General features: G+C 56.5%; 20 protein-coding genes, 1 tRNA gene and 1 pseudogene. 16 read left to right on the forward strand and 6 right to left on the reverse strand.

Annotated features, from left to right (window positions below; genetic code table 11):
• Positions 1-203 precede the first annotated feature (203 nt).
• Positions 204-279: transfer RNA gene (locus II896_04560), tRNA-Thr, on the reverse strand.
• A gap of 449 nt (positions 280-728) precedes the next feature.
• On the opposite strand from II896_04560, the gene II896_04565 reads away from it, so the two are divergent.
• A complete protein-coding gene (locus tag II896_04565; protein ID MBQ4443917.1) occupies positions 729-1,544 on the forward strand; it encodes a YdcF family protein in 816 nt (271 codons plus the stop codon).
• Between the two features lie 170 nt (positions 1,545-1,714).
• Here II896_04565 and II896_04570 read toward each other — a convergent pair whose 3' ends face one another.
• From II896_04570 to II896_04585, 4 genes are all read right to left on the reverse strand, one after another.
• The gene (locus II896_04570; GenBank protein ID MBQ4443918.1) at positions 1,715-2,533 is read right to left on the reverse strand and encodes an HAD-IIA family hydrolase; all 819 of its coding nucleotides are present in this window, start codon (positions 2,531-2,533) and stop codon (positions 1,715-1,717) included.
• Positions 2,534-2,556: 23 nt separating this feature from the next.
• Positions 2,557-3,660, reverse strand: coding sequence for a hypothetical protein (locus II896_04575; protein ID MBQ4443919.1), 1,104 nt, complete (start codon positions 3,658-3,660; stop codon positions 2,557-2,559).
• A gap of 66 nt (positions 3,661-3,726) precedes the next feature.
• Positions 3,727-4,173 (reverse strand): hypothetical protein, encoded by a 447-nt coding sequence (locus II896_04580; GenBank protein MBQ4443920.1) that lies wholly within the window; start codon positions 4,171-4,173, stop codon positions 3,727-3,729.
• 99 nt (positions 4,174-4,272) lie between these two features.
• The gene (locus II896_04585) at positions 4,273-4,962 is read right to left on the reverse strand and encodes an anaerobic ribonucleoside-triphosphate reductase activating protein (protein ID MBQ4443921.1); all 690 of its coding nucleotides are present in this window, start codon (positions 4,960-4,962) and stop codon (positions 4,273-4,275) included.
• An 85-nt stretch (positions 4,963-5,047) separates the two neighbouring features.
• Here II896_04585 and II896_04590 point away from each other — a divergent pair, with 85 nt between their 5' ends.
• The 4 genes and pseudogenes from II896_04590 to II896_04605 all read left to right on the forward strand — a co-directional run bounded on the left by II896_04590 (position 5,048) and on the right by II896_04605 (position 7,306).
• On the forward strand, positions 5,048-5,710 hold the full coding sequence (locus tag II896_04590) for a Crp/Fnr family transcriptional regulator (GenBank protein MBQ4443922.1): 663 nt from the start codon (positions 5,048-5,050) through the stop codon (positions 5,708-5,710).
• 76 nt (positions 5,711-5,786) lie between these two features.
• The gene (locus II896_04595; GenBank protein MBQ4443923.1) at positions 5,787-6,332 is read left to right on the forward strand and encodes an NADH peroxidase; all 546 of its coding nucleotides are present in this window, start codon (positions 5,787-5,789) and stop codon (positions 6,330-6,332) included.
• A gap of 268 nt (positions 6,333-6,600) precedes the next feature.
• The gene (locus II896_04600) at positions 6,601-7,209 is read left to right on the forward strand and encodes a hypothetical protein (GenBank protein ID MBQ4443924.1); all 609 of its coding nucleotides are present in this window, start codon (positions 6,601-6,603) and stop codon (positions 7,207-7,209) included.
• 25 nt (positions 7,210-7,234) lie between these two features.
• Positions 7,235-7,306 (forward strand): annotated as a pseudogene (locus II896_04605) (NADH peroxidase).
• Positions 7,307-7,422: 116 nt separating this feature from the next.
• Here the strand turns inward: II896_04605 and II896_04610 are convergent.
• Positions 7,423-7,791, reverse strand: coding sequence for a hypothetical protein (locus II896_04610; GenBank protein MBQ4443925.1), 369 nt, complete (start codon positions 7,789-7,791; stop codon positions 7,423-7,425).
• A gap of 236 nt (positions 7,792-8,027) precedes the next feature.
• Here II896_04610 and II896_04615 point away from each other — a divergent pair, with 236 nt between their 5' ends.
• From II896_04615 to II896_04665, 11 genes are all read left to right on the forward strand, one after another.
• On the forward strand, positions 8,028-8,993 hold the full coding sequence (locus II896_04615; protein MBQ4443926.1) for a hypothetical protein: 966 nt from the start codon (positions 8,028-8,030) through the stop codon (positions 8,991-8,993).
• On the forward strand, positions 8,990-11,305 hold the full coding sequence (locus tag II896_04620) for a hypothetical protein (GenBank protein ID MBQ4443927.1): 2,316 nt from the start codon (positions 8,990-8,992) through the stop codon (positions 11,303-11,305). Before II896_04615 ends, II896_04620 begins: the two co-directional genes overlap by 4 nt.
• A 147-nt stretch (positions 11,306-11,452) precedes the next feature.
• Positions 11,453-11,839, forward strand: coding sequence for a hypothetical protein (locus II896_04625; GenBank protein ID MBQ4443928.1), 387 nt, complete (start codon positions 11,453-11,455; stop codon positions 11,837-11,839).
• Positions 11,840-12,065: 226 nt separating this feature from the next.
• Positions 12,066-13,085, forward strand: a complete 1,020-nt coding sequence (locus II896_04630; protein ID MBQ4443929.1) for an alkaline phosphatase family protein — start codon at positions 12,066-12,068, stop codon at positions 13,083-13,085.
• A gap of 2,154 nt (positions 13,086-15,239) precedes the next feature.
• Positions 15,240-15,695: a hypothetical protein gene (locus II896_04635; protein MBQ4443930.1), complete on the forward strand. Its 456-nt coding sequence runs from the start codon at positions 15,240-15,242 to the stop codon at positions 15,693-15,695.
• 243 nt (positions 15,696-15,938) lie between these two features.
• The gene (locus II896_04640; GenBank protein MBQ4443931.1) at positions 15,939-16,271 is read left to right on the forward strand and encodes a helix-turn-helix transcriptional regulator; all 333 of its coding nucleotides are present in this window, start codon (positions 15,939-15,941) and stop codon (positions 16,269-16,271) included.
• A gap of 49 nt (positions 16,272-16,320) precedes the next feature.
• Positions 16,321-17,697, forward strand: a complete 1,377-nt coding sequence (locus II896_04645) for a hypothetical protein (GenBank protein MBQ4443932.1) — start codon at positions 16,321-16,323, stop codon at positions 17,695-17,697.
• 35 nt (positions 17,698-17,732) lie between these two features.
• Positions 17,733-19,871 (forward strand): hypothetical protein, encoded by a 2,139-nt coding sequence (locus II896_04650; protein MBQ4443933.1) that lies wholly within the window; start codon positions 17,733-17,735, stop codon positions 19,869-19,871.
• Positions 19,872-19,894: 23 nt separating this feature from the next.
• Complete coding sequence (locus tag II896_04655) at positions 19,895-21,166, forward strand: hypothetical protein (GenBank protein ID MBQ4443934.1); 1,272 nt, start codon at positions 19,895-19,897, stop codon at positions 21,164-21,166.
• Between the two features lie 323 nt (positions 21,167-21,489).
• Entirely contained in the window at positions 21,490-21,765 is a 276-nt protein-coding gene (locus II896_04660) for a hypothetical protein (GenBank protein ID MBQ4443935.1), read from the forward strand.
• Between the two features lie 2 nt (positions 21,766-21,767).
• Positions 21,768-22,004 (forward strand): hypothetical protein, encoded by a 237-nt coding sequence (locus II896_04665; GenBank protein ID MBQ4443936.1) that lies wholly within the window; start codon positions 21,768-21,770, stop codon positions 22,002-22,004.
• Positions 22,005-22,665 lie beyond the last annotated feature (661 nt).

The raw sequence follows: 22,665 nt of genomic DNA on the forward strand, positions 1-22,665 counted from the left end.
CTTCCACCGAAACCATACGAATCATTATCCGCATAAAAGGTCGATGACAGCGAGCGAAGCCGTTATGCACGAAGTATATATAAGGCGAGCGAAGATGTCTGAAGCTCCACGCACGACGCGCCGCATCGTGCAATTTTGTGTGACTTCGTTTGCGAGGTCGCACAAAATAGAAAAGGACACCGTATTTTGGGTGTCCTTTTCTGTGGAGCTGATGACCAGATTTGAACTGGTGACCCCGTCCTTACCAAGGACGTGCTCTACCGACTGAGCCACATCAGCATATTAAGTTTTAATTGATGTGGCGGGGTCACCTGCTAGCAAAACGAAGTGAAGCGTCACTACATTTTACCGTCCTTACCAAGGACGTGCTCTACCGACTGAGCCACATCAGCGAATGCTAATTGTGCGGTATAACCGCTCAAATGCTTTATTATTATAGGAAATGTTGTGCGAAATGTCAACTGTTATTTGCAATTTTTGCAAAATTCATTTTTGGGTGCATAGGGCTTGCAAAATCGCCGTGAAGTCGAGGCGCCGAAGTTTGGCCTCTCTATTGAATCGGGCGTGGAAACGTGGTATAGTATAGGGGTAGTCGGCAGAAAGGACGGGGCACGAACGCGATGTACCCCTACGGGTGCGATATATCGGCTATGCCCCCGTGAAAGCCGCCGTGCGCGAAATAAAACCCGCGGCGGGTTGCGGTCGCCCCTCGGGGCAGGGAGAACGGTATGGAAAAAGAAAAGGCGGAGAAAAGGGAAATCGGCAAGGCAAGAAAAATCGTCGGCTTCGTGGCGCTCGGGCTGGTGGCGGCGTTTTTCGTATATTGCGCGGTGGTGATGATCGTGCGCGTAGCGGGGGCGACGGACGCCAAGCGGTGGAGCGCCGTGCCGCGCTTCATGGCCGAATTCGGCGTGTCGTGCCTATTGGCGCTGCCGTGTTTGGACGTCGCCTTGGGCATTTTCTCTTGGCGGAAGAACAAAGCGGCGCGAGCGGCGGGCATCGTCTTGCGCGTAGCGGTGTGCTGCGTATGTTTGGCGTTCGTCGGCATGGTGCTGGCGGTGGGTATCACGGGTACCATCACGGACGAGGAGCCCGTGGAAACCGTGTGCGTGCTGGGGCTGGCGGTCAACGGCGACGAAATCGAGAAAGACCTCGAGCACAGGCTGGACCGAGCGCTCGAATATAAGGCCCAACACCCCGACGTGACCGTCATCGTGACGGGCGGCAACAGCGAAGACGCCGACAAGACGGAGGCGGCGTATATGCGGCGGTATCTCCTGTCGCACGGATTTGACACCACGAGGGGTGCGCTCGTCGAAGAGGCGCAGGCCAAGACGACTGTGCAAAACTTCCAGTACGTGGCCGAATTGGTGGACAAAGACAAGCCCTTGGCCGTGGTGACGAGCAATACCCATATCTTCCGCGCGACCGCGATCGCCCAAAAACAAGGATACGCGAAAATCGTGCGCGTGCCCGCGAAGTCCGAGCCCGCGACGTATTTGGAGAATTTGACTTGGGACACGATATGCGCGATAATGATGTAGCCCCTACGCGCCGCGGGCGCGGGCGCGCTCGGGAATACCCGTCGTTAGACTGAATCGTACGCGACCACATAAAACGCGGCGACAACCGCGAAGAGGCGCGAAAGCGCACATTTGACAAAACAAAACGGCGACGAGAATGCTATCTCGCCGCCGTTTTGCGTGTTTATACGCTATCGCAAATCCAACAAATCCAACACGTCTGCAAAGGTGTCCAATACGAGGGTGGGCTTGATGGGGCTGTCGGCGAGCATAGCGGGCGTGGTCTCGCCCGTCATGACCAAAATCCCTGCGAAGCCGTTGTCCACGCCGAAGCGGATGTCGGTATATAGGCGGTCGCCGACCATGGCGATCTCCTCGGGCCGTAGACCGAATTTCTCGCCCACGGCCTCGGCCATGGGGGCGTAGGGCTTGCCGATGATGACGTCGGGCAGGCGGTCGATGGTTTTCTCGATCATGGCGATAAAACCGCCCATATCGGGCATATTGCATTCCGGCGCCGGGCAGAAGTTGTCGGGATGGGTGGCCACGTAGTAGGCGCCCGCGTTGATATAGCGGCAGGCGGCGTACAGGCGGTCGTAGGTGAGGGTGGTATCGAACGCCACGACCACCACGTCGGGATAGTCCTCGCGCTCGGTGGGATAGCCCTCTATGACGTTGACGCCCGCGCGACGCATCTCCTCGCGGACGCGAGGGGTGGCCAGCGCGAAGACCTTGGCGCCCTTGCGGTGCTTGTTGAGATAGCCGCAGGTGGCCAACGCGGAGGTGTAGACTTCGTCCATAGACGCCTCGAAATCGTAGCGGCGCAGGTGCTCGACGTACTGGTCTTGGCTACGGGAGGAGTTGTTGGTGAGAAAGCAAATGCGCCTGCCGTTGCGGCGCAGGGTTTCCAACGCCTCGAACGCGCCGGGGATCTTTTGGGGACCGATATAGACGGTGCCGTCCATATCCATCAGAAAAAGTTTGATTTTTTTGAGTTCTTCTTTGGTCATATAGGGTACCTCTTTGGATGATTTCAGTTGAACAAGTCGAATCCGCCTCTCAAGTAAAGGTGCTTAAAAGGGGTATACGTGGGGGAGGTTTCGGCGACGACGGGCATTAGATACGTCAAATCCGAGGGGGACAGATCCTCAAAAAAGCCGTACCCCGCGCTGCCGACCAATCTGCGCCAGCACTTGGCCGCTTGGCGAGCGACGTCCGCCGACGAGCGAACGTCCGCGAGGTAGTCGCGCCACGCCCAATCCAGTCGGCGACGCTCGGCGCGGTCGGGCGAGGGGGCGGGTCGAATATTCCAGCCCAGTCCCTTTGCCGCTTCGGCTACCGCCGTGCGGTCGGGCGGTAGCAGCAGGTCGGGCGCGTCCGCACACTCGGTGAGGGCGGCGAGATAGGCGTACGCCGCGGCGAAGATATATCTATTATACGACATATTGCTTTTTTTGTACACACAAATTGCCTTGGCGTACAACATTATTTCGCGGTCCGAACATACGGGCGCGACCGCGCATATGGTCGACCACAATTTCGGGGCGACCGCGGGATTGTATTCGCCCACCGAAAGGAGGGCGGTTTGGACGGTGGCAAGGAGTGGCGAAAGGCGCTCGTTGTCGGCCTCGCGTAGAAACAGGCGGTTGGTGTAGACGGATATTTGCAGCGAAACGTAGTAGGCGAAAAGGTGCTGATAGATCTGTTGCACGCCGTCGCGCGTGGGGACGAGCAGTCCTTCGGTCGCCAGTACGGTTTGGCGGGATACGGGAAGAAACGCAGGCGCGCGGTCTACCGTCCACAAGGTGTAGTCGGCAAGGGCGTTGACGCCGTCGTAGGAGAGGGGCACGCACCACAGGGGCAGATCGTGCAAGGACGCGATGAGTTTGGCCGCTTCCAGCACGGCGAAGTCGCCCACGCCCACGACGAGGCGGGTGCCGTCGGGCGGGGTGCGGACGGAGAGCCCCGCGTAATCGTCGTAACGGCCGCCGTCCACGACCGTATCGCACACGTTGAAGCCTTTGGTGGCGAGGTAGTTGCCCACGCCGCCGTCTTCGCGGCCGCGCACGAGATATACCGTACCGCCCGCGCGTATAGAGGGAAATTGCGAAAAATCCTTGCAAAATAAAACGTCCATACCGCCATTATACCTTGCCACTGCGGGGGAATCGTGGCGAATGGACGCGAATGGCGGCTAACTGCGTCAAATGGCCGCCAAGGTGAGCAAGAGGCTGTAGACGTAGTGGGATAGCGAAGTGAGGTAGGGGAGTTGACGGGATAGGGATTTGCCGTCGCGCTCAAGGTAGAGTTCGCGGCACACGGCGGCGCAAGACGTGAGCGCCTGACGAATTAGGTCGCCGTAATTGCGCACGGCGGGCGGATCGCAGGCGAAGTCTGAGCGGCCGCCGTCCAACGCGGATATCTGGGCCTGCATACGCCCCAAAGCGCCCAAGGCCTGTTCGGCCAGGTCCGCGACGGCGCCGTCCCGCGCGCGCCGCAAGGGCAGTACGAGGGCGTTGAGCCGAGCGAGGTAGCGGCACAGCGGTTCCCATTCGGCAGGCTCGCATTCGGGCAGGGGGATGGGCTTGACCGCACCGTATTCTCGCGCCATGGCGGCGAGTTGTTCGGGAGTGGGGAGAAGGTCTTTCACGAGGGTAGTATATGCACGTTAGGAAGAAGTTATGATATACTGCCCATTCCCGCGATTGCGGTCGGGCGGGAAGGCCCTCTCGACCGCCGAAAGAGCGCGTTACAGCCCGCGCACGGCGGCTTTTTGCACGTAGGGGCGGGCGACTTCGCACATTTGGCGCACGGTGGCTTCGTCGAGCCCTTCGAGCCCCGCGGTGAGGTTGCCGCCCTTGTCCTCAAAGCATTGTATATAGTATTGCTTGGCGCCCGCTATTCTTTGGGCGATGGCACGAATACCCTCCACCGTATGGTACCCATTGAGTACCGTGGTGCGGAATTCGTAGTCGCATTTGCCCGCCATAAGCAAAGAGATGGAGCGGTCGATGAGGGCTTGGTCCACCTTGACGCCCGCCGTGCGGTCGTAATTCTCGAGGTCGTTTTTGACGTCCATCGCCACGTAGTCGAGCATTCCCGCCGAAAGTAGCCCCTCCAGCATATCGGGGTTGGTGCCGTTGGTGTCCAATTTGACGCGGTAGCCCAGATGGCGTACCTCGTGGACAAAGAGGGGCAGGTCGCGGTGCAGGGTGGGTTCGCCCCCCGTGACGCACACGGCGTCCACCAGACCTTTGCGCGAAGCGAGGTAGGCGAAGACGTCCGCCTCTTCGAGCGCGTCAAGCCCCGCCACGCCCGTCACCAAGGCCGCGTTGTGGCAAAAAGGACAGCGAAAATTGCAGCCCCCCGTGAAAACCGTGCACGCGACGTAGCCGTCGTAGTCCACCAGCGAGTATTTTTCCATTCCGTACAGTTTCATAGTTACCTCTTGCAAATGCGTTGCGGATATAGTACAATTATACATATACGCGGGGCGTTTGGCAAGCCCCCGCGAAAGGAGTGCTATGCAAGATTTACCGACGTTTGCTGTGCGGGCGGGGTTTACGCCCACCGAATGGGCGGAAGCGCTGGCGTGCTGGCAGGCGAGATCCCAAAAGGCCAAGGCGGGCGAAACGCTGTTCGCGGCGGGCGACGAGGTGCGTTGCATCTACGTCGTGCTGTCGGGGACGGTGCATTTGGTCGTGGACGACTATTGGGGCAATCGCTCCATTCTCAGCGTTGTGACGGCGGGGCATATCTTCGGCGCGGCGTACGCCTTTGGCGACGTGGACCGCTATCCTATGTCGGCGGTGGCGGTGGGCGACGTGACGGTAGCGGCGATACCGCTCTCGGCGTATTTCGCCGCGGCGGACGGCAGGCCCGACTTGTACGAAAAGGCGCAAAAGGGGTTTCTTGCGGCCTTGGCCAATCGTTCGGTGGGGCTTATCCATACCATCGAGCAGGTGAAGCAGCGTACCCTTCGGCAGAAGATATTGGCGTATCTCAGCTACCAAAGCCGTTTGGCGGGCAAAAACACCTTCGAGGTGCCCCTCTCGCGGCAGCAGATGGCGGATTATCTGGCGGCGGACAGAGCCGCTTTGTGTCGGGAGTTGTCCGCGCTCGCGGCGGAGGGCGTGCTATCCTATCGCAAGCGGTCGTTTACCCTCTATTTGCGCGATGAGTCTTGACAGCCGACGCGAAATGCAATATAATGAAAACGAACGGCGAAAGCCGTAATATAGCCAAAACAAGGAGAATGATTGTATGAAGAAATGGAGATGTACAGTTTGCGGCGAAATCGTCGAATCGGATACCCGTCCCGACCAATGCCCCCGTTGCAAGGTGCCGGGCGAAAAGTTTGTCGAGTTGGTCGAGGATGAATTGAGTTGGGCCGCCGAGCACGTGCTGGGCGTGGCCAAAGGCGTAGACAAAGAGATCGTGGACGGTTTGCGCGCCAACTTCGAGAGCGAGTGCAGCGAAGTGGGTATGTATTTGGCGATGGCCCGCGTGGCCTACCGCGAGGGATACGCCGAGATCGGCGCCTATTGGGAGAAAGCCGCGTTTGAAGAGGCCGAGCACGCCGCCAAGTTCGCCGAACTGTTGGGCGAGTGCCTGACCGACTCTACCAAGAAGAATCTCGAGATGCGCATCGCCGCCGAGAACGGCGCCACCGCCGGCAAGACCGCTTTGGCCAAACGCGCCAAGGAGTTGGGTTTGGACGCCATTCACGACACCGTGCACGAGATGGCCAGAGACGAAGCCCGCCACGGCAAGGCGTTCAAGGGCTTGCTGGACAGATATTTTAAATAATATATAGTATTATTTAATTTAAAACATTGATTTTAAAGCGGAGGTTAAAATACCTCCGTTTTTTATGTTTTATTGTCAAATTTGACAATGAAGATAAGCGAATTAGGCAGATTTTAGGGGAGATATTGTCAAATTTGACAATATTCAAGGAGTTATTAATTTGTAATTAATATAAAAAATAGATTTTCTTTTTAAAATAATTATGATATGATTATTTGGATGAAGATACAGTTCATCAAAAAGATTAAAATCTATAAGGGGAAATACTATGGAAGAAAATCTTGAAAAACAACCAGATGAAGAGAACAAGCAAGAGAATAAGAGTATACCTGTATCGGAAACAGTAGTTTTAGATAAAGATGAAAAAGTTTTATATAAGGCTCGTGTTGGAAGAAAGATTATTAGAGCTTTTGTAGGAATCACAGTATTCCTAATTGCCTTAGGATTATTACTGATAATACTAGGTGTATTTGCGATTCAAAAAGATATTCCAAATGCATGGCTTATAGCCCTATTTGGTGGTTTATTAATTATTGTTGGATGTTTTGTTCCGTTTGTGTGCAATAGTATACTAAAAAGGCAATATATTCTCACTAACAAGAAAATTATTGTTGAAACTGGCGGTAAAATTCTAAAAGGGAGACGAATATTAGGACTTGCAAATATAAAAGGTGTTATATTATCAAACAACATATTATTTTCTGCTCACGATATTTGCACATTAGACTTTTTTGCACCAAGTGTACAGTTTAAAATCTCAACGATTCTTAAAATTTTTTCTTTTTCTGGCACAAAATTTAAGTTTCAATTTATTACAAAAGAAGATGGAGAGAATATTTATAAACTAATACAAGAACAAGGATTGTTATATAAATAGTAAAATGTAGCAAGGAAGGCATGATGAGATGGCTCGCGACGAAGCCCGCCACGGCAAAGCGTTCAAGGGTTTGCTCGATAGATATTTCGGCAAATAATTCGGTGTATAATCGCGACATTTTGACGTGGTTTACATACAAAATGGCACAAAAACAGGGGCTTGAAAGAGCCCCTGTTTTAGTACGTTTCCCGCAAGGATGCGGGCGAAACGCGATTATTTCTCGAAATCTTTGACTGCGCCTTCCGTGCCGAAATACACGACGATGAAGTTGCCCGCGGTCGTCTTCTTTACGACGTAGGTCGTAGAAGTCTTTTGCGTACTGGCATAGAAACTCTCAGCCGATTTGCTTTCGGTGGACTTCGGGAAATAGACCGCCGTCATCCTTTCGTCGCCCTCGGACGCGCGGAAAGCGAGATAGGAGCCGCTGACGCTCAACGTGGTCACGTCGTTGACGTCGTAACCTTTCCCTTTCATCTTCTCCATGCCGTCTTTGTAGTTGCCGGGCACGCCGCATGCGACCAGCGCTACCACCAATACGGAGACCAGTGCCATCATTGCCAACATACCGATACCTTTTTTCATAAACATACCTCGAAATAAATATTATCGCTTCCGCGACAGTTATAATTGTAATATTTGCTATCACAAAAATCAATAGTTCTTCCAAAAAAGCCGATAATGTTTTTCGCCGGAATCAAATTAGAAATAATCTCTCGACTACGATACTCCATTCATTCCGCTCTTGTCAACGCCCGTGCCGTCGTGTATAATAAAAGGAGCGACGGTCGACGACCGTATGCCGAAGGAGAATTTGTCGTATGCTCGATCTTTCCACCAAGGATATTTTGAATCTGACCTTCACCACGCGTGAAACACCCGTTCTTGCACCGTTCGGCGGTGCGGTCGTCGTGGCCGATCCGTCGTTGCTGACGCCCGACCAAGCGCCCGACACTATGTGGCATATGTTTTTTCACACCACGTTCGGGGTGTATCATTTCCGCTCGGACGACGGCATTCGGTTCGAAAAGGTGCAAAAGGTCGCCGCCGACGCCATGCGTCCCAACGTCAACCGCGTGGGCGATCGCTACTACCTTTTCTATGAAAAGACGCGCCCGTTGCTCGCCAACGCGTTGAATCTCGTCAACTTGGCCAAGTGGCGGTCGCATTTGTGCGTGCAAAGCAGCGTCGATCTCGTGCATTGGTCGGCGCCGAAGTCGGTGGTTAGCACCGCCCACGGCTACGAAAACAGCCCTCGCGGCTCGGCCATATCCAATCCGTTTTTGCTCGAAATCGAGGGCAAATATCGGCTGTATTTTTCGTGTGGTCTCACTTTCATCAAGGACTGCGGCTTTTGCGAGCCCACCTATATCCAGTACGCCGAGAGCGATCGAGTGGACGAGGGCTACGTGGTGGCGGATAAGCCTATCATTTCGCCCGACAAGGCGTCGCCCTATCTCAACCTTTGCAGCGGGTGTCTCAAGGTATATCGACTCCGAGACGGCTACGTCGGCATTCAAAACGGCATCTACGAGCAAGACGGTGCCAGCCATTCCGCCATCTTTTTGCTTACCTCCGCCGATGGCAAGCGATTTGACTTTGCCAAGACGCTGGTCGCACCCCTTGCCTCCGACGAAAAGAGCTGGATGCATCAATTCGTCTATGCCAGTCATTTGGTGCGCTACGGCAACGTGTTGCGCCTCTACTTCAACGGGCGCAATACTGCCGATATGTTGCGGGGACGCGAGTGTATAGGTTTTGCGGAAGCCGTCGTGGAGGAGCCATGAAAAAAGTGGGCAAAAAAGCCAAGATCTTGACGTTGACAGTGGTATGCGTCGTACTGGTGGCCGCCTTGCTCGGCGGCAGTCTCTATTTGGCGTCCATGTACGGTTTGGGACCGCTCAATCGACACGACAAAGTGGCCTACGCCGAGGACCGTCCGCTATTGGCGTTTCGCGAGCCTTTCGAGGCCGATTATATTTGGATCAAAGAGAACGGCGTGGCCGTTTGGGCGGCTTTCGCAAAAGAGGTGACGCTGGATAGTGACGAAGACCTCGCGGTGTTCGATATCGCTTGCGACACCTACTATTGGCTGTGGGTCAACGGCGAAGAGATCGTGTGGGAAGGCGGGCTCAAACGGGGCGTAACGCCCACGGACGGTTTCTACGACCGCGTGGAAATCAAAAACAAGTTCAAAAAGGGCGTCAACACCGTGGCCGTTTTGGTGCGCCACCTCGGCGACGACGGTTTTTCGCACAAAGACTCGGGGCGGGGCGGATTGGTCATCGAAGGGACGATCGGCGCGCGCCCGTTCGTCACCGACGGCAGTTGGAAGGCCCGTCGATTCGCCTATCGCTACGGGGCGTTGGACTTCCTCGGCAACCTCAATTTCCGCTTGTCCGAGCGCGGCAGCCGCGTGGACGGCGAGCGTTACGTGGCGTTTTGGCGCGAGGGTGTCGCGGCGGATTGGGATAATGCCGTGGTGCTCGACAGGGACGAATGCCGTGTGGCGTTCGGCCGAAGTTACCTCAACCCCTTGCCGCCCAAGAAAGCGGGCGAAACCATCTATTTCGATTCGGACGCCTACGGCGTGCGGTTATCCAAGCGCACCAAATTCGTCTTCCTTCTGCCCGTTAACGCGCAGTTCTGCCCCTACTTTGAGTTCGAAGCGGACAAGAAAGGGCGCAAAATCACCTATTATACCGAGAACAAATCCCTCGATTACGTCAACACCTATACCGCCAAAGCGGGCGCGAACGCGTTTTTGGATTTCGCGTGGATCAACGGCGAAACCCTCTATTTGGAAGTGGACGCGGGCGTAACGCTTCGGCGCGTGGGCTATCGTCCCACGGGGTACGGCGCGGATAGAGTCGGCGAGTTCCGCTCCGAGGACGAGGCGCTCAACGCGTTGTGGCAAAAGGCGGCCAACACCCTCGAGGTGACCATGCGCGACTCCTATATGGACTGTCCCGACCGCGAGCGCGCGCAATGGATCGGCGACGCCGTGGTGGAGAGCGGTATGAGTTTCTACGCCCTGACGCCCGCGAGCGCGGCCCTGTTTCGCAAAGCCATCGTCACCACCTACGGGTGGGTGCACGCGGACGGCACGATACAGTCGGTGGTGCCCGACGGCGTCAACGCGTACGAATTGCCCGTGCAGAATCTCGCTTTTTTGGTGGGGTGCGCAGACTACGTCGCGTATTCGGGCGACACGAGCGTGGTAGATATGATTTTGTCTATGGCCGAGGAATATTTGCCGCTCTGGGAGATGCGGGGCGGTCTCGTCGTGCATCGCAAAGGCTCGTGGGATTGGGGCGATTGGGGGAGCCATATCGATATGCCCGCCCTCGAGAACGCTTGGTACTACTACGCGATGGCGCGGCTCGTCACCTTGGCGAAAGAGGGCAGCGCTTTGCGCGAATTGTGCGAGGAACGAATGGCGGCGATTGCCACGGCCTATACGGCCTTTTGGACGGACGACGGCATAGCGGGCGGCAAGCGGGCGGACGACAGAGCCAACGCCGTGGCCGTTTTGGCGGGGCTGTACCGCATGGAAGACGCGGCGGCTATCGCGCGGACGTTGTACGACGTGCGCAACGCGTCCCCTTATATGGAAAAATACGTAGAGGAAGCCTTGTGCGTGTTGGGCCGAACGGATCTCGCCCTCGCGCGGGCCAAGGAGCGCTATGCGGATATGATAGCGGACGAATGCAGTACCTTGTGGGAGTTTTGGGACAAGCGCCGAGGCACGACCAACCACGCGTGGGCGGGCGGCACGTTGACCGTATTGGCACGGTACGTGGGTGGGGTTTATCCTACCGCCGAGGGTTTTTCGTCCTTCGTGGTGGCGCCCGATACGCAGATCGGGGACTTCGAACTGTTCGTCAACCCCGTTGCGGGCGTGGAAATAGGCGTCAAGGCGCAAAAGCAAGCGGACGGACGTCGGCGGGTGGTCGTGACGTGTTCGAGCGAGGGTGGCCGACTCGTCGTGACGGGTAAGCGTTGCGTGTACAACGGCGCGGCCGTGCCGTCCGACGAGCGCGCGGCGTATGCCTTCGACCTTGCGGCAGGGGCGAACGTGCTCGTCTTCGAGGAGTAGACGGTACTCGCTCATCGAGAAAAATACTTTTTTTGACGAAATAGTCTTTTGTTATCCCTATCCGATATGGTATAATGGTCTATATGAGCGGGTGGACGGCGCGTGCGCCCGCAACGAAAATATAAAAAGAATAAAGGAGATTTCAAAATGAAAAAAGCAATCAGCATCGTACTCGTAGCGGTCGTATTGGCCGTGGTGGTCGGCAGTTTCGCCGCCTGCAACCTGTTCAAGAGTATCACCGTAGACGAAGCGAAATCCAATCTCGAAGCCGCGGGCTACTCCGTGACCGTGATGACGGGCGCCGACTACGCCAAATCCGAAGAGAATACGTACGGCATTATCGAGTCGCAGTTGGAGACCTATCTCTACGCCGTCAAGGGCGAGGACGCCATCAAGATATTCTTCTTCGACACGGTGGACCACGCCGAGAACAACGGCAACTTCATCATTGACAACACGTTGAGCTACAGCGGTCAAAGCAACAAGGTCTACTACGTCGCCACCAAACAAGCGCGCAAGGATGCGGGGCTATAATATCCGTCCGCGCAAGCCCACGCCGCAACGCGGCGCGTCGCTTTCCCAATCAATTCGCTTGGCATAGCGACCGAAAAAGCAGGGGTACGTGCCCCTGCTTTTTGGTGCAAAACCGAAAAGCGGAGAGAATATGCGGCGGGGGTTGATTTTGATAAGCCATAATGATATAATCAAGTAAACGAGCCCGCAAGAACGGGCGGCCGAACGTCGGCGGGGGAGAGCGCGTATGAAAAAAGGATTCAAAATACTGTTGGCGATAGTGATAGCCGTCGTGGTGGCTACGGCGGTCGTCGTGCCGAGCGTGCATTATACGCGATTTGCGGTGCCCAAGGAAATGAAGGCGGATCGCGTGTCGCAAGGGGTGGTTCCGACGGCGGCGCAGGTCGCGGCGGCGCCCAAATACGACAGGGTGGTGATATTCGGCGTGGACGGTGCGGGCGGCGCGCTTGCAACCGTGGACACGCCCGCGTTCGACCGCATCTTCGGCGAAGGGAGCGTGAACTGTCACGGCACGTCGCAGTACCCCACCATCAGCGCGCAGAATTGGGCGGCTATGCTCCTCGGCGTAACGGCGCAAACCCATCAAATCACCAACGACAAGGCCAACTTGTTCACGCGCAAAGTGGGCGGCGCGTTGCCCTCGGTGTTCGCTACCGTGTCGGCGGCCATGCCCCAAGCGACCTTTTTCTCGGCGGTGGATTGGTCAAATATCAATCACGGCATCATCGAGAAGGATATTGCGGGTATGACCAAGGTCAACGCCAAGACGTTGGTGAAGGATCCCGACGACGAGGAGAAGGTGGACGAAGTGGTGGCCGACAAAGCCGTCGAGCGGTTGCAAACGCACGACGATACCATCGTTTTCCTACATTTCGACGCCGTGGACCACGCGGGGCATATGCACGGCAACGCTTCGGCGGAATACGTCGAGGCCATACGATGGGTGGACGAACAGATGGGTCGTGTGTACGACGCCTATCGTGCCAAAGGATTGGTCGACACCACGTTGTTTATCTGCGTCACCGACCACGGTCACACCGAGAAAGGGGGGCACGGCAAAGAGTCCCCCTCCGAGAAAGCGGTCACGCTGGCCGTCGCGGGCGGCTTGGGCAACGTCATCAAGGGCACTTCGGGCACCTACGTCACGCATGACCTCGCGCCCATCGTGCTGTACGCGTTGGGCGTTGCGCAACCCGCGCATTACGAGGGCGGCGTGCCGAGAAATCTATTCGTAGGCTTGGAGTAGAGCGGCATCAGTTGCAGTCGAAAGAACGCAAAAGCAGGGGGACGTCCCCCTGCTTTTTGTGCAAAAACGCTTGCACGCGGAGCGGCGATCGACGTACGGACGGGCTTTCGCTCCGAAAAAACGCAGTAAAGGGGCACAATACAGTAAAAAAAGAAGAAAATGATTTTACAAACGAGGGTGAGCGCGGCGTATCGCGTTGACAAAGGGTTTGAAGATGTGACATAATTAACATATATCGCTATCAAATACTACCGAGGAAGTTTTGAATACTAAATCATGATGAGAGCAACGGTTCGACGAGAGAAGAATAGCGTTTTGTGCACGGCGGTCGCGATTTTGGTCGCGGCGCTTCTTTTGGCGTTGTCGCTATCGGTGTGCGGCGGGGCGGTCGGCGCTTGCGCCGAGGCCGAGGACGTCGAACTCGTCACGACGAGAGAGGGGCTGTTGCGCGCGCTCAAAAACGCCCGTGACGGAGACGTCATCACGGTAGGCGACGTGGATTTCACCTTGGCGGGCACGGGCGCGGTTCACGAGAGCGAGCGGCTAATCATAGATAAAAACGTCACGATACGCAGCGGCTTGCCGACCAATCGAGCGGACGGCGTCGCCACCTTCAAAAACGGCGGTTTCCTTTTGGAAGGCACCAAGGTCGCGGGCGTAAGCAACGCGATCCGTTTTGAAAATATATGCTTCAACGGCGCGCTAACGCACGCTGCGAACGTCGCCGTCACCGATTGGGATTTGACATACGACGAGGGCACGGGGCACCCCGTTTCCGACTACACCGTCAAAGCGCAATACGCCGTGATGTGCAAGGGCAACCTCGAGGTTGCCTTCGAGGGGTGCCGTTTCCGCGGGTATATGCACGAGCAGGGGGGCGCGGTGCGCCTCTTCTACGGCGACTATGCGGGCAACGCCCACGCGCAGACTTTATACGGGGACAACGTCTCCTGTCGTGCCGAATTGACGTTCGCGCGGTGCACGTTCGCGGATAACGCCGCTTTGTACGGCGGCGGCGCGGTGTACGCCGAGGGATACAAGCGCAACGTGGCGTTGCACTTCGGCGGGTGTTCGTTCGAGGACAACCTCTCGGGCGCGGGCGATTACGCCTTGGGCGGCGGCGCGGTGGCGCTTACCGCGGCCAAGGCCGACTTCGACGGGTGCCGCTTTGGCGGCAACGTCGCCAACTACGTCTATGCGGGCGCTCCCGTGTTGGAGGATCCCGACGCCTCGATGGGCGGCGCGGTATGCGCGTATATCGGCAGCGAGTTGAACATGCTCGACTGCGCCTTCGTGGGCAACGGCGCGTCCTTGGGTGGTGCCGTGGCCATCGCGGCGAGTACCGCCGTCGTGGACGGCTGCATATTTGACGGTAACCGCGCGCAATCGCGAAAGAACTATGAGACCAAGAGCCTGGCCTCGTGCGGTGGATTGGGCGGCGCGGTGTGGTGCAACAACCCCGAAAGCGTGCGCGTCATCAATACGGACGTGCGGCGGAATACGGCCCAAAACGCCTACGCCGCCGTGTACGCCGATTACGGCAAGACGATGGATTTGGGCGCGCGCGGGTTGGAGATGGCCTTCTGCACGGTGGCCGACAACGTGGCCGAAGCAAGCCCCGCCGATTTCTACAAGTACGGCGAAGCGAATTACGAATATAATTTGTACCCGTCCGATTTTTGGGCGATACCCTACGTCAAAGCCGTGGGGTGCGTGGTGATAGACGCCGTCGAGGGGGCGCGCCAAACGCCCGCAGAAAACAACGGCTACAACTATCGCGCCACGCCCGCTCAAGCGGACGAGGACGGCTATACCCGTCGTTACGACGAGCAAGCGGTCGATGCGCACCTCGCCTTTGCGGGGTTGGCGGTCGTACCCAACGCCTACGTGGCGGCGCAATTCCCCGAGCGCGCGGCCTCGCTTTCGGGCGACTTCACCGTGGGTGCCAACGCGGCGCCTACCACCTACGAATTGTACGTAGGGACGGAGTTGGCGGATACGATAACGGTGGCTTACGGTCATACCGTCGAGTTGCCTGTCTATCTCAAAGTGGGATATACCTTCGTGGAGTGGCGAACCGCCGACGGCAAGGCGTACGCGGATGGCGTGACCTACTACGGCAACGGGGCGAATCCCGTGCGGTTGTACGCCGCCATGACCTACAACGAGCCGCAAGTGCCGCAGCCCGCAGGGGGTAGGGGCGCCAAGCCCATGCCCGAGTACACCATCGTGATCATCGTATTGTGCGGGGTGCTTGCGTTGGGCGCGGCGACCATGCTGTTGCTGTTGGGCGGCTATGCCATACGGCGCAAAAAAGAGGGGGACGTACCCCAAGAAACCGCGCCCACCGAGGCGGCGCCCGCCGAAAAAACGCCCGTGACAGAGGAAGACGTTGCGCGTATTTTGGCCGCCAACGAGGACGTAGCGGCCTTGTCCGAGCGCGAAAAAGAGGTGCTCAAAGGCGTATTGGCGGGCAAAAAACGCAAGGAGATCGCCGCGGAGTTGTTTATATCGGAGTCCACGGTCAAAAAACATATCGCGTCCATCTACGCCAAATTGGGCGCGTCCTCGCGGGCGGAACTGTTGGCAAAGTTGTTCGTGACGAAGTAAAGGCTCTCTTTCGGGCGAGGTAATATCGATAGACAAGGCGCGTTTGCGCCGAGGCGGCTTGGGCAAAAAAAGAGTGTAGACACGGCTATTTCGGCAGGAAGTAGCCGTTTTTTGATGAAAAGTAGCCGAAAGGATACCCCTTTTTTGCGTGCGATATATGATATATTTTTTATATAACACGCGGGGGCGCGCTCTATATATATGATATGTGCACGATGCCCGCGCAATTAGGTGGACGAATACGTGAAGAAAAAGATTGCTTTGATTGTAGTGGAGTTGGAGACCGAGGAGACGGACGGCACGGTGGAAGAATGCGTGCTCGACCGCGAGGCGCTCTCTTTGACCGACGAGGATATCCTGTATCTCGTGGAGCATACGCCCGCTTCGGCGACGTTGACGGCGAGGGAGAAGGAAGTGCTGGCCGCCACCTTCAAAGGTCGCCGCAGAGCGGACACCGCCGAGGAATTGTTTTTGTCCGAATCCACCGTCAAGAAGCATTTGCGTTCCATCTACGCCAAATTGGGCGTCAAAAACGAATACGAATTGTTGAGCCTACTGTATCGCCAACCGAAATAAAATAGTGCGGCGTCCGACGCCGAGCCTTTGGGCGAATAAGGAGAAAAGTATGACCAAATCTCACAAACTCATCTGCGTAATGACAGCCGTCGCGGCCTTCCTCTTTGCGGCGTGCGCGGCCTTCGTCGCGGCGCCTCGGGTGGCTTCGGCCAACGCGGCGTTGCCCTTCACGCTTACCGCGCCCCAAAACGTCGTCCTCACCAAAGAGAATATCGGCGATAGCAGTACCACCCTCGGTATGGCGTACAGTATGTCCAACGAAATCAACGCCTTCTTCGTGGCCTATCACGATTCGGGCGACGAATCGGCGTATCTCGCTTCCCGCGGCGTCACGGAGTACAACCAGATCTATCTCGGCATTCAAATCGACTGGGCGCTGGACGACGTGAACGACGCGGTGTCTGGCTGGCACCACAACGCCTATTGGGACGACGCGCCTCTCGGCACGCTCGGCACGGACGAGGACGGTAAACAGCAGTTCAGCGAATGGGACGTGGTCGATTGCGGACTATACGATACCCAAATCGTCAACGATATATGGCTCTATCGCGGGATGAACGCGGGCCTTTGGAACGGTAGCGAAAACCGGGTCGGCGTCAGAGAACAACTCCGTCCCTCGCAGTACACCGCCAACGAACACGATGAAGAAGTCGACTTGTCCATCGACTGGAACCAACACACGATGTACAGCCGCGTGCGGTTCGTCGTCACGACGTACAATGACGAAACCTACAAGACGGAATACACCTTTTCCGATTGGTCGACCGTCGTCGCTTGGGGCAAAGACGCCGCCAAGGACGAGCCTTTGACGCCCGCCGACGTCCCCGCGCCCGTCATTACGGGGTTGCGTTTGACCGACGAAACCTTCAACGACAATCCCGTCGTGGCGTTCACCCTCACCGTGCCCGAAGAGATCGCGTCGGCGACGGCGCGCGCCGTGGCCAAAAACAACACGCTCCGTATCGAGGTGGAAGCGAGAGTGAAAGGCACGACCGAATGGAAAGACCTCCACGTCGCCGCGGACCTTACGACGGGCGAACACAAGGCCTGTCTCGTCTACCTCGCCGAGCAGGGCAAGACCTTCCCCGCCGGCATCGAAGTGGAGATGCGGGCGCGGTACTACTGCGCGCAACAGGGGCAGGACGACTTCTATTCGGGATACAGCAAGGTCATCGGCTTCGGCTCGGACGACATCGTCTATAACGAGGCGCCCGCCGTCAACGGGGGCGGCGCCGCTCAAGGCGGCGGTGACGGTGCCGAGGGCACGCACAAATGTAAAATTTGCCATATCTGTCCCGAGCCTTTGGGCTTGTGTATTTTCATTTGGCTTGCTATAATAGCAACGGTGGCCATCGTCGTCTTCGTGGTGATCAAGGTGATCAAAAAGGCCAAAGAGAAGAAGGACGAGGACAAGAATAACGAGTAAACCACGGAGAAATCCGTATTATAAAGGAGAAATCTATGAAAAAGAAACTGTATGTCATTTTGACGCTGTGCTTGGTCGTCGTGTTGGCGGTGGCCATGACGGCCTGCAAGAACAAACTCGGCGTCACCGGCGGCGACGCTTCGGTGGCGGCGGATTACGACTACACTCGGGTGCAGTCCAATCTCGACGCCATGCGTACCGGCCAGGGCTTCCTCATTCGCTACAAAGGCACGACGACGGGCACCGAGGCCGCGGACAACGACGAGGGCACTATGGCCTACGGCGCGAAGGGCGGTGTCTACTACGTGGCGTCCGACGAGGACGAAACCTACTACGATATGACCAACGACGCCTATATCACCGTGTACGACAAAAATAAGGACGAGGCCGGCAACGTCTATTGGACCAAAGACGTCAACTACTACAACGCCGACTACACCAAGGAGCAGGCGCAGACCGAGATGAATGCGCAGATTTCGGCGGCCTCGGCTTGGATGACCTACTACGGCGTCAACGCCATGGACGGTGGCATGAAGAAGAGCGGCGCCACCGTCATCGGTCGCTCGTGCGACAAGTACGAGTGGGGCGTCAATATGGTGGTGTACAAGATGAATTACGCCTGCTATATCGACAAGTCCACGGGCATCTGCCTCAAATGGACCGGCGGCGCTTCCGCGGTCGGTGCTTCCGCGGGCGTCAACTTCGAGTGCGAGGAGTTCAATACCAACCCCACCTTCACCCTGCCCACCGTCAGCGCGGACAATACCCACGAGCACGGCAATGAGAGCGGCCAAGAAGGCGGCGGCAACGGCAACACCACCCCCGGCGGCCAAGGCCAAGGCGGTAGCGAAAGCGGCAGCCAAGAGGGCGGCCAAGGCCAAGGCGGCAGCGAAAGCGGTCAAGAGGGCGGCCAACAAGGCGGCGGTAACGAAGGCGGCGAAAGCGCGGGCACTTCCATCACTGCGGACTATCCCAACGCGGGTAACAGCGCCATCGTGGACGCGCTTATCCCCAACGGCTTCCGCGTGACCTATACCTTGGGCGCGGGCGTGGACGCCGACGGCAACGTCAGCGGCAACAATTTGGGCACCTATACCTTCGCGGTCAAAGGCGACGTGTATTTCATCGTCAGCAGCAACGAGTCGGCCTATTTCGACTTCGGCGAGAGCGCGGAATACTACGTGGATTACCGTATGCAGAACGGCAGTTGGAAACGGCACAATGTGGCATACGGCGAAGATACCGATTACACTTCGGCCGACGCGGCCAAGACGGCTTTGCGCCAGGTCATCAACAGTTATATGACGTTGGGCGCGCAATACGCCAATCTTCAAGGTCTCACCAAGACTTCCGAGACCTATCTCTCCAGAGCCGTGGACAAGTATGCCAAGAAAGACGTGCCGGCCCAAGGTTACGAAGAGGAGTACCTCATCAAGATGGATAAACAAACGGGCGCGGTGCTGTTCTTCTATTACAATCTGTATCCGGCGGGCGCCGTCGATTATACCTACGTCGCCAGCCACGTGACAACCGAGTTTACGGTGGGTTACGACGTGGTGTTGCCCGAGGTGGCGTCCAACTTGACCACCATCGGGGCCAAGCATAGTCCCGACGACGTGGCGGCGGCCATGATCGCCGAAGCGGCGCGCGAGAACGGCCTCTCCGTTCGTTTGGTCAATGAGACCGATCATTCGCGCGACGTGTATGAGATTTGGATCAAGAACAACAAAATCAAATACACTTTCTTCTCCGAGGAGAAAGAGAGCGGCGACACCATTGCGGATTACGTCTTTTATGTAGACGCCACCGTACAGGGCAACGCCAAAGTCTACGAGTGCGCGGACGAGGAGACCCCGTACGAGTTGGACGGCAGTTACTACTACTTGTACGACGGCGTGGAAGATTTCACCGATTACGTGGGCATCTTCGGCGTGTTGGGCGACTACTGGTTCTGCATCGAAGACGAAGCGGCGTTGACCGTGGACGTGTACCACGGCTCCCGCGACGTGGACGTATATACGTTCACCGAGAGTGACGCCACGATGAAGATCGACCAAAAGACGCACGCCGTGCTGTATTACAAAGAAAGCGACAAGGATTTCGCGACCTATACCTGCGAGGACGTCTACACCGATTTCACGGACGAGATCGAGATGCCCGTCGAGAGCGTGTAGTCGATCGACCAAAGGAGTAGACGATGAAGAAGAAACTAGTATTAGTGATAGCAATCTGTTTGGTGCTGGCTTTGACCTTCACCTTGTTCGCTTGCGGCGACAAGGATAAAGGCAACGGCAGCGGCACGAACACCCAAACGCAAACGGGCGACAATCAAGGCACGGGCAACGGCAACGGTACGAATCAAGGCGGCACCACCCAACCCGATACGAGCAACGGCGGCAGCACCACTCCCTCCGGCAACGAGGGCGGGCAAGGCGGCACGCAGGACGCCACCGTGCTCACCAAGACGATGGCCACGCGCGAGAGCATTATGACGGCCATCGGCGACACCTACAAGGTGGTGGCGCAAAGTCCCGACGGGCAGGCGGTGACCACCGTGGCTTCGGACGGCACCTATTTCTACGCCAACGATCCCTACGAGAGCTTTAACAAGAAACTCTACGACAATACCTACCTCTATCCCTATACGTCTATCTGGGACGGTAAGTATCACAAAATGAGTACGCCCACCTTTACGGCGGACGGCTCGGCGCCCACCATGCTGGGCAGGGGCAACGTGGGCTATATGTTCCAATTCGCGGGCGAGACGCTCTCCTACAACACCGAGGAGACCGTGACCGTGGCGGGGCGTGCGGCCAAGAAGTACACCTTCGAGAGCACCAACGCCTACGGATATAACCTCTACTTCCACGAGGAAGTCACCATCGACGACGCGACGGGCGCGTGCCTCAAATACGCCTATGAGGGCAGAATGGGCGCAGGCTCGACGGGTGCCACCCGCAACAAGGTCAACTTCGAGGTGACAGAGCTCAGTTACGGCACGGGCAACGCGGCGGCGCGTGCGTTCCTCGACGGCTATATCGCCAAAATCGACGTGTCCGCGTGGGATAGCGACTATATCGCGACGGTCGGTCTGTCGGCCGTGGCGGCGCCGCAGGGCGAATTATTCTACAGCGAATGGGTGGATGACGACCACAATTCGCGCGATAGCGAGTACCCCTATTGGGACGTGCAATATAAGTTGTATTCGGATACGCAATCCGAGTATCAGGACTATGTGCGCGCGTTCTGCCGCGCCTTCTACGACGCAGGCGCCAAGATTGACGCAGGCACGCACGAGGCCGATTTCGACGATGTGTTCTCGGCCAACGGCGAGGATATGGACGACTTCAATCTTTGTGCGTACGTGGTGGGGAATCCCGACTACCAGGTGTACGTCAGCGTCTATTACAACAAGTATGCGTCACAGAAGTACTGGAATATAGAAGTGGAAATCAAGAGAGAAGACTGATAGGCCCATGTGGTCGGTTGGTTGCGAATATCCCTTGACGTAAGCGGGTATTTGCTGCCGATAAGCATGAGAGACGTCGCCTAAGCGGCGTCTCTTTTTGCGTTTTGTCGGCGGTTTCGAGGGCGAACGGCACGCCGTTTTCGCGTATAGACGCGCCTTGCCGATGGTTTTTTCCTGCGCTGTTCGGCACCGTCCAAGTGGTTTTTCGCCTCGTTTAGGCTTTCTTATAGTGTACGATTTATCGTACACTATGGCATTGACCGTTCGCGTTGAACGCGCTACAATCAAGGTATGAAAGCGCAAGGAGCGGAAAGGAGTTGCGTATGAAAAAATCAAAAGGAAAAAGAAAGTTCGATGCTATCGTAGCCGTATTGGCGTATTTGGCTATGGTTATCGCCGGTTTGTGTACGCACGGTGCGCTTTGCGTGGTATGCTGGGTGCTTTCAATGCCGTTATCCCTTGCGATGATATGCGCTTTGTGCAAATTGGGCGAAAAAGAGGTCAAGCCCACGCCGAAGCAAGAGAGGGAAACGTTGAAGAAAAATTTGATGAAAGCGCTGTTCGTCTTGGAAATGCTCGATGACGACGAAAGGAGATAACGATGAGCGCGGAAGATTTGAAAGAAATGAGTGCGGAAGAAAAGGTGCGGACAGCGGTGCGTATCGCCGAGGAATTGGTGTTGTGGAAGGATACCATTCATTGCCTATCCACGGGCGCCTACGGCGTGCGCGGCGCGGATATGCTCCTCACCATATACGTCGAGCGGGGCGCGGACGCGGTGCGTGCGGCGCAACTGCGCATCAAACTATTGGCCGAATCCAATTCGATTGCCGGCTGAAGCCGCTTGTCGTACCGTGTGGCGCTTACGGCTGCGCGATTTTTACGTTGTGCGCAATCGGATTGGCAACCGCACGAAAATATTGTTTGCGTGTCATTGTTTGCTGCTTTATAAAAGGAATAAAGCGCTACCAATTTGCGTTTTTGGGATTTCTTTTCCTATTCATATTGACAAAACTCTCCCAAATGGTCTGCATTATAGGTGCGCCGGCATGTCTATGTGACTGAAGTTGCGAACCTGTGTTGCGCAACCGAGCGGAGTACCTATGACGCGTTAAAAAATTGGTGTGAGGCTCCGTAGCCGCCCTTTTACGAGGGCGGTTTTTCTTTGCCCTCGGAAGAGGATAGTCCCGCGTGCGGGCTATTATGCGTATGCCGAATCACACGCGGTCACGGTCATATAACCGTCGCCCGCCCGCCGTTCGTTGTCACTATCATGGAAAGAACAAAATGCCACGATAATCCTTATTTGCGTTTGAATCATAATAATAATTACGAACACCTTAGGGGACCTCAAAACCACGAATGTGCTCTTTTTCAATACGCCTCTAACAAAAGAAAGCGTGAATCATCTTTATTATATAGATGCGTTAATTGAATAACGCGATAGCGTTTAGATTTGCGTATTATTTTGCGTAGAATTGTTGACAGCGCGGTCACAA

This window comes from Clostridia bacterium (genome assembly GCA_017394805.1).
Taxonomy (GTDB): domain Bacteria; phylum Bacillota; class Clostridia; order Christensenellales; family CAG-1252; genus RUG14300.